The 6,915-nt window shown below is 75.5% G+C and carries 4 protein-coding genes, 1 tRNA gene and 1 pseudogene; 1 reads left to right on the top strand and 5 read right to left on the bottom strand.

What is annotated here, in order from left to right:
* Positions 1–6 precede the first annotated feature (6 nt).
* A tRNA-Gly gene (locus tag G3I53_RS03485) sits at positions 7–79 on the top strand.
* A 56-nt stretch (positions 80–135) separates the two neighbouring features.
* Here G3I53_RS03485 and G3I53_RS03490 read toward each other — a convergent pair.
* From G3I53_RS03490 to G3I53_RS03510, 5 genes and pseudogenes are all read right to left on the bottom strand, one after another.
* A complete protein-coding gene (locus G3I53_RS03490) occupies positions 136–1,035 on the bottom strand; it encodes a phosphoribosylaminoimidazolesuccinocarboxamide synthase (RefSeq protein ID WP_164334374.1) in 900 nt (299 codons plus the stop codon).
* A gap of 125 nt (positions 1,036–1,160) precedes the next feature.
* Entirely contained in the window at positions 1,161–2,657 is a 1,497-nt protein-coding gene (locus tag G3I53_RS03495; protein WP_164334375.1) for a N,N-dimethylformamidase beta subunit family domain-containing protein, read from the bottom strand.
* Positions 2,658–2,929: 272 nt separating this feature from the next.
* Positions 2,930–4,783 (bottom strand): hypothetical protein, encoded by a 1,854-nt coding sequence (locus tag G3I53_RS03500; RefSeq protein ID WP_164438012.1) that lies wholly within the window; start codon positions 4,781–4,783, stop codon positions 2,930–2,932.
* A 507-nt stretch (positions 4,784–5,290) separates the two neighbouring features.
* The gene (gene purD / locus G3I53_RS03505; protein ID WP_343240548.1) at positions 5,291–6,610 is read right to left on the bottom strand and encodes a phosphoribosylamine--glycine ligase; all 1,320 of its coding nucleotides are present in this window, start codon (positions 6,608–6,610) and stop codon (positions 5,291–5,293) included.
* A 98-nt stretch (positions 6,611–6,708) separates the two neighbouring features.
* Positions 6,709–6,915 (bottom strand): annotated as a pseudogene (locus G3I53_RS03510) (DNA polymerase III subunit gamma/tau); the annotation flags it as partial.

Genomic DNA, 6,915 nt, shown 5'->3' on the forward strand with positions numbered 1-6,915 from the left:
GCGCACGCGGACGTAGCTCAGTTGGTAGAGCGCAACCTTGCCAAGGTTGAGGTCGCGAGTTCGAACCTCGTCGTCCGCTCCGCATCCGAAGGCCCCGGTCACCGACCGGGGCCTTCGGCGTTCCCGGCGCTTCCCTCAGTCCCAGTCCACGCCGGTGAGACGCTCGTACGCCTCCACGTACTTGGCACGGGTCGCCTCCACCACGTGCCGCGGCAGCGGCGGCGGGGGCTGCTCGGCCGCACGGTCCCAGCCGGACTCGGCGGAGGTCAGCCAGTCCCGCACGTACTGCTTGTCGTACGACGGCTGCGCGCGGCCCGGCTCCCACTGGTCGGCGGGCCAGAAGCGGGAGGAGTCCGGGGTGAGCACCTCGTCGGCGACCACCAGGGTGTCCCCGTCGAAGCCGAACTCGAACTTGGTGTCCGCGAGGACGATGCCCCGCTCGCGGGCGATGTCCCGGGCGCGGGAGTACGCCGCGAGGGTCGCCTGACGCAGCCGGGCGGCGGTGTCGGCGCCGACCTGGCGGGCGACCTCCTCGTAGGAGACGTTCTCGTCGTGCTCGCCGACGGCGGCCTTGGTGGCCGGGGTGAAGATCGGGGCGGGCAGTTCCGAGCCGTCCACCAGGCCCTCGGGGAGGGCGAGACCGCAGACGGTGCGGGTCTGCCGGTACTCGGCCAGGCCGGAGCCGGTCAGGTAGCCGCGGGCCACGCACTCCACGGGGACCATGCGCAGGGACTTGCAGACGAGGGTGCGGCCTGCCCAGTCGGCGGGGGCGCCCTCGGGCGGCTCCGTGCTCAGCACGTGGTGCGGGATCAGGTCGGAGAGCCGGTCGAACCACCACAGGGACAGCTGGGTGAGGATCCGCCCCTTGTCGGGGATCTCGGTGGGCAGCACCCAGTCGTAGGCGGAGATGCGGTCGCTGGCGACCATCACGAGGTCGCCCGCCTCGTTGCGGTACAGCTCGCGCACCTTGCCGGTGTGCAGATGCACCAGACCGGGAACCTGGGTCGGCTCGGGCTTTTCTACGAATCCGGACACGGTTCCTCCCCGTGGTTCTGTCCTATGGCTCGATTCTCCCGTATGCGGGGATCGGTTCCGGCCGCGGGTCGGGGAGGCGGGGCGGGGAGGCGGGCCCGTCGTCCGGGCGGGCGGGCCCGTCCTCGTCAGTCGCGCTTGCAGATCCGGTCGAGGAGATTGGCGGTGGCCCGCTGGATGCGGGGGTCGACGTGGCCGGGGCGGTCCAGGGCCGGCGACCAGGCGGAGGTGCCGGAGGCGAACACCCAGGCACCCGACGGCGCCCGGTACAGCGAGGTGTCCTGGTGCCGCCGCGCCCCCTCGCCGTCGGTGTACGGGGAGTGGGCGAGCAGCACCCGCTCGTCGTGGGCGGGCAGCGGGGCGCGCGGGAAGTAGCGGTCGGCCTCGCCCGCGACGAGTCCGTCCACCGGGTCGCCGTCCCCGGCGCCGGTCGCCTCCCACAGCCAGTGGTCCGCGTTGCGCACGATCAGCGGCTGCGGTTCCGGGACGGGGCCCGCGTACTGGATGCCGAGCAGGTGCTGCTCCGCGCGGTCGCTCTCCCGCCACAGCACCGGCCTGCCCGGGCCGCGGCGCTTGCGGCTGGTCAGCAGGCGGTCGGGGACCCCGGACGGCGACGGGCCGAGCTCGACCTTCCGGTACAGGGTGCCCGCCGACAGGAACACCAGGGAGGTGCCCTGCTCCCGGGCGGACTCCGCGGCGGCGCGCATCGGCTTCGACCAGTACGCGTCGTGGCCGGGGAAGATCAGGCCCCGGTGGCGGGTCGGGTCGACGCGGCCGGCGTGCAGGTCGCGGGCGTCGGCGTAGGCGAGGTCGTAGCCGTAGCGCTCGGCCCAGCGGATGACGTCGTAGGCGTGGCCGATGTGCGGCGGGAAGCCGTCGCCCGCGTAGGGGCGGTCGAAGGAGACGGTGGTCGCGGCGTCGGCCTCGCCGAGGAGCCGCCCGTCCTCGTCCCAGGCGTGGTGGAAGCTGGCGCCGGTGCGGCCGTCCTCGGGATAGAGGTTGAACGCCTGCCACGTCACGTCGGGCAGGACGAGGAGCAGGTCGGCCGGGCGGTCGTCGCGGACCGTGAAGGGGATGTGCGAGCGGTAGCCGTCGGCGGTGGTGAGCACGGCCACGTAGGCGCCGACGCTCCAGTACGACGGGACCTGGAGCCGCCAGGACAGCCACCAGTGGTGGCAGGAGACGGTGCGGTCGGCGGTCAGCGGCGGGGGCTGCACGATGCCGGACAGGCGCGGACTGGACGTGATCTTGGTGCCGCCGTGGCCGTTGTAGTGGCCGATGCGGTAGACGTCGACGCCGAACTCCTGGGGCGGGTCGACGGTGATGTGGAAGTCGATCGCGTCGCCGGGCGCGACCCCGCCGCCCGACGCGAAGCCCTTGATCTGCCGGTGCACGTCGTCGGCCACCCGGGGGCCGAGGGTGCCCGGGCGGGCGGTGCGGGGGCCGTCGCCGCCGGGTCCGGCCGCCGGGGGTGCCAGGTACCAGGGGACGGCACGGCCGGTGTCGCCGTCGTGCCGCTCACCCCCGCGTAACCACGGGAGGGGGCCGGGATGGCTTCCGGCGAAGGGGGCGCCGACGGCGTGTGCCCCGGCACCCGGTTCCCGGCGGTTCCGATCCGCACCCATGGTGGCTCCCCTCCTCGCGCACCCGGCCCGCCCTGTATGTGCTTGTCGTATGTCGCAAGCTCTCGCCAACGAGCGTGTGAACGGTCCCAGCACATCACATAACGCACGCACCCCGTCACCGGTCGTTGTGAATTGACCGAAAGCGGAAGGGTCAGCTCCGGGGCGTGGGGTGGTGTGCGGGGCGCGACCGGGGTGGTGCGGGGCCGCGGTGGGCGGACGCCGACGGCGGCGAGGGCACGGATACGGCGCGGTGCGAGGGGTCCGGGGGCCGTTCAGACGAGGCGCACCGGCTTCTCCGGCCGGATGCCCTGCCGGGCCAGCCAGTCGCGGAGCGGGGTGGGGTCGCCGTCCTCGATCAGGCTCAAAACATGGTCCGACAGGTCCGCGCCGCGGGCCCCGCCGACGAGCAGGACCGGTCCGTCGAGCCAGTCCAGGCCGGGGGCGGCGCCCGCGGTGTCCATCGCCGCGCAGCAGACCATCGCCGTGATGTGGTCGGAGAGGAGTTCGCGGGCGGTGCGCGGGGGCTGGAGCGGGAACAGGGGCAGGGCCCGGTCGTCCCAGGCGGAGGCGGAGTCGGAGGGGCCGGTGCCGGCGGGGGTGACGGCGGCGGTCCCCGTCGGGGCGTCGGAGGCGGTGGCGGTCGCCCGCGCGGCGGTCGCGGCGGTCTCCTCGCGGGCCAGTTCGGCGCTGAGCCGGGCGGCCAGGGCCGCGCTGCGGTCGGTGGTGCCGGAGAGGTCGTCGTCGGCGTCGTCGGTCTCGTCGGTGTCGTCCCTGACGCGCTCCGGCGGGGCGGGCGGGCGGTCCGGCGGCCCGGCGGGGACCGGCGGGGCGGGGCGGGGGACCGTCAGGTGGTCCAGGACGCGGGAGAGGGTGGGGCCGTCGTGGCCGGGGGACCCGCCCCCGGTGGCGAGACGCACGCCGAGCGCGTCCAGCACGCGGTGGAGGCGGGCCGCGTCGGTGCGCCACTTGCGGTCCACCACCTCCTCCGGATAGTCGCTCCAGTGGACCGGCGACCAGTCCGGCCCGGTCTCGGCGGGGCCGCCGTGGAAGAGGCGGGCGGCGAGCAGGGAGACGGCCTCGTCGACCGCGCCCGGCTCCTCCAGCAGATCGCAGGCGGGGCGCTCACCGAGGCGGGAGGCGAACCCCTCCGCCAGGCGGTCCCGGCGGGACAGTTCGGTCAGCGCGGCCACCACGCCGGCACTGAGATGGCACGGCCAGCGGCCCATCCGCCAGGCGGGCAGCGCGACCCGGGTGAGCAGCCGGTCCCAGCCCGCGTAGGCCAGCCCCACCTGCTCCTGGGCGACGATCCGCAGCCCGTAGTCGACGGCCTGCGCGCGCTCGGCGGCGGCCGCGGCCACGCCGCGCTCCATCTCGGCGGCATGCACCCGGCAGCCGCGCAGCAGGGCCCGCGCCACCCAGGCGACACCGGCCAGCGATCCGCGGAACACCGGGCCGCGGTGCGGCGCCGAGGTGACGGCGACGGCGGCGTCCAGCCCGCGCACGAAGCGGCGGGCGGCGGCTATGTCCGGGTGCGCGGACGGTCCCGTACCGGCGACGACCGGCGCGAGCACCGCGCGCAGCTCCCCCACCCGCATCCACCACAGGAACGGCGAGCCGATGACCAGCACGGGCGCGGCACCCGACCGCTGCGCCGGATACCGGCCCGCGCCGGCTATGTCGTCGTGCTCCTCGGCGGGCGGCAGGCCGTGGGCCCGGTGGGTGCGGTCCTCCAGCCAGCTGTCGCAGTCCGGGGTGAGCGCTATCGCGGACGGGGCGGGCACGCCCAGCCGGTCGGCCAGGTCGCGCACCATGCGGTACAGGTCCGGGGCCGCGTCCTCGGGGACGGGGACCGTGGGGCTCATGGCGGGGCGGGCGCGGGCGACGAGCAGGGCCACTCCGGCGGCGGCGACCAGGGCGAGCACCGCGACGGGGACGAGCACCAGCCGGGCGGCGTCCCAGCCCGGACCCACGAAATGGGCGGTGGACCCCCCGGCCAGGAGGATCACCGCGGCGGCGGCCGGAAGGAGCGCGAGGGCCAGCGCCCGGCCGCGCACCCGCAGCACGGCGACGGCCCGGGAACGCGCGGCCTGCGCGCCCATCTCCACACCCGTCCCGCTTCCGCTCATGGTCCGGCCCCGCCCCCTCCCGTCGGTGCTGCGGCTGTCCTGGCGTTGCTCATTCCCCCACTGTGGCACCCGTCACTGACATCGCAATGCCGGTGGGCCAAGTGCCGGAAGACATGCGCGGCACCATAGTTGCGGCCCCGTCCCCCGTCAGCCGGATGGCATATCGCTCACTCGATGGAATGGCTTTGGGCAAAGGTGGCTGACGGCGGCGCGGATCAGGCCCCGCTCCTGAGACGGATGCGGGGCCTGCCGGGTTGTGCGGGTGGCCGGAAGCGGCGGGGGCACGGCGGGCCGGCCGGAGCCTTCCGGCCACGGGGACCGGTGCGGGACCGTGCCGGGTGTGCCGGGCGTGGTGTGCCTGGCGTGGCTGGTGTGCCGGGGGTTGCCCGGGGTTCCGGGCGTGGCTGGTGTGCCTGGTGTTACCGAGGGTTCCGGGGCGTGGCTGGTGTGCCTGGTGTTACCGGAGGTTCCGGGGCGTCGATGGGGGCGCGCCCCCGGCCGGCGTCCTTACGTCGTGGTCCGCGAGGCGGCCTCGGCGGCCGCCCGGGCCGCGACCTGCGCCGTGCGCACCGCGTCCACCGCCTGGGCCGCCTTCGCCGCGATGTCGGTGCGGTGCCGGCTGCCGTCGAGCCGGATGCGCCCCACCGCCCGGTAGGCGCGGTCGCGGGCCTCCGCGAGGTCCTTGCCGGTGGCCGTGACCGACAGGACGCGCCCGCCGGCGCTGACGACCGCACCGCCCTCGCTGCGCGTCCCGGCGTGCAGCACGTACGCGTCCGGGGCGTCCTGGGCGGCGACCTCGTCGAGGCCGGTGATCGGGTCACCGGTGCGCGGGGTGCCGGGGTAGTTGTGCGAGGCGACGACGACGGTGACCGCGGCCTCGTCGCTCCAGCGCAGCGGCTCCAGGTCGGCGAGACCGCCGGTGGCCGCGGCCATCAGCACCCCGGACAGCGGGGTCTTCAGCCGGGCCAGGACGACCTGCGTCTCGGGGTCGCCGAAGCGGGCGTTGAACTCGATCACGCGGACCCCGCGCGAGGTGATGGCGAGACCGGCGTAGAGCAGGCCGGAGAAGGGGGTGCCGCGGCGCCGCAGCTCGTCCACGGTCGGCTGGAGAACGGTCTCCATGACCTCGTCGACCAGCTTCGGGTCGGCCCACGGCAGCGGCGAGTAGGCGCCCATGCCCCCGGTGTTGGGGCCCTCGTCGCCGTCCAGGGCGCGCTTGAAGTCCTGGGCGGGCTGGAGCGGCACGACGGTCTCGCCGTCGGTGATCGCGAAGAGGGAGACCTCGGGGCCGTCGAGGTACTCCTCGATGACGACGCGCTCGCACGACCCGGCGTGCCCGGCGGCCAGTGCGAGGTCGTCGGTGACGACGACGCCCTTGCCCGCGGCGAGCCCGTCGTCCTTGACGACGTACGGGGCCCCGAACGCGTCGAGGGCGGCGCTCGCCTCCTCGGGGGTGACGCAGACGTACGACCGGGCGGTGGGCACGCCCGCCGCCGCCATCACGTCCTTGGCGAAGGCCTTGGAGCCCTCGAGCTGCGCGGCCTCCCGGGAGGGGCCGAAGACGGGGATGCCCGCGGCCCGCACGGCGTCGCAGACGCCGGCCACGAGGGGCGCCTCCGGGCCGACCACCACGAGGTCCGCGCCGAGGCGCGCGGCCAGGGCGGAGACGGCCGCGCCGTCCAGGGCGTCGACCTGGTGCAGCTCGGCGACCTCGGCGATACCGGCGTTGCCCGGGGCACAGTGCAGCGCGGTGACGGCGGGGTCGAGGGACAGGGAGCGGCACAGGGCGTGTTCGCGGGCGCCGCTGCCGATGACGAGGACCTTCACGGGATCAGCCTAACGGCAGAACGCGGGTGCCCTTTGTGCGGGCACCCGAGGAAGGGCACGGCACGCGTTCGTAGCTTCCTCCAGTCACCGGCCTCCGGTCAGTCGTTGCTGAACTCCTCGACCACGGTCGCGCCCAGCTCACGGACGATCAGTTCCTGCCCGGAGAGGGCGGATTCGTCCAGGTCGGGGTCGTCGTCCTCGGGGATGTCGTCCTCCGGCGAGATCGGGGGCGGCGGTTCCGGAGCGGCGGGCCGGGGTGCGGGGGCCGGGGCCGCGTAGCCGGACGCGGGGGCGGCCGGGGCGGC

The sequence above is a fragment of the Streptomyces sp. SID14436 genome (assembly GCF_010548465.1).
Lineage (GTDB): Bacteria > Actinomycetota > Actinomycetes > Streptomycetales > Streptomycetaceae > Streptomyces.

Bases quoted from the DNA above. Each gene is read 5' to 3' on its own strand.
- G3I53_RS03495 (WP_164334375.1), bottom strand. From the start codon at position 2,657: ATGGGTGCGGATCGGAACCGCCGGGAACCGGGTGCCGGGGCACACGCC.
- G3I53_RS03500 (WP_164438012.1), bottom strand. From the start codon at position 4,783: ATGAGCGGAAGCGGGACGGGTGTGGAGATGGGCGCGCAGGCCGCGCGT.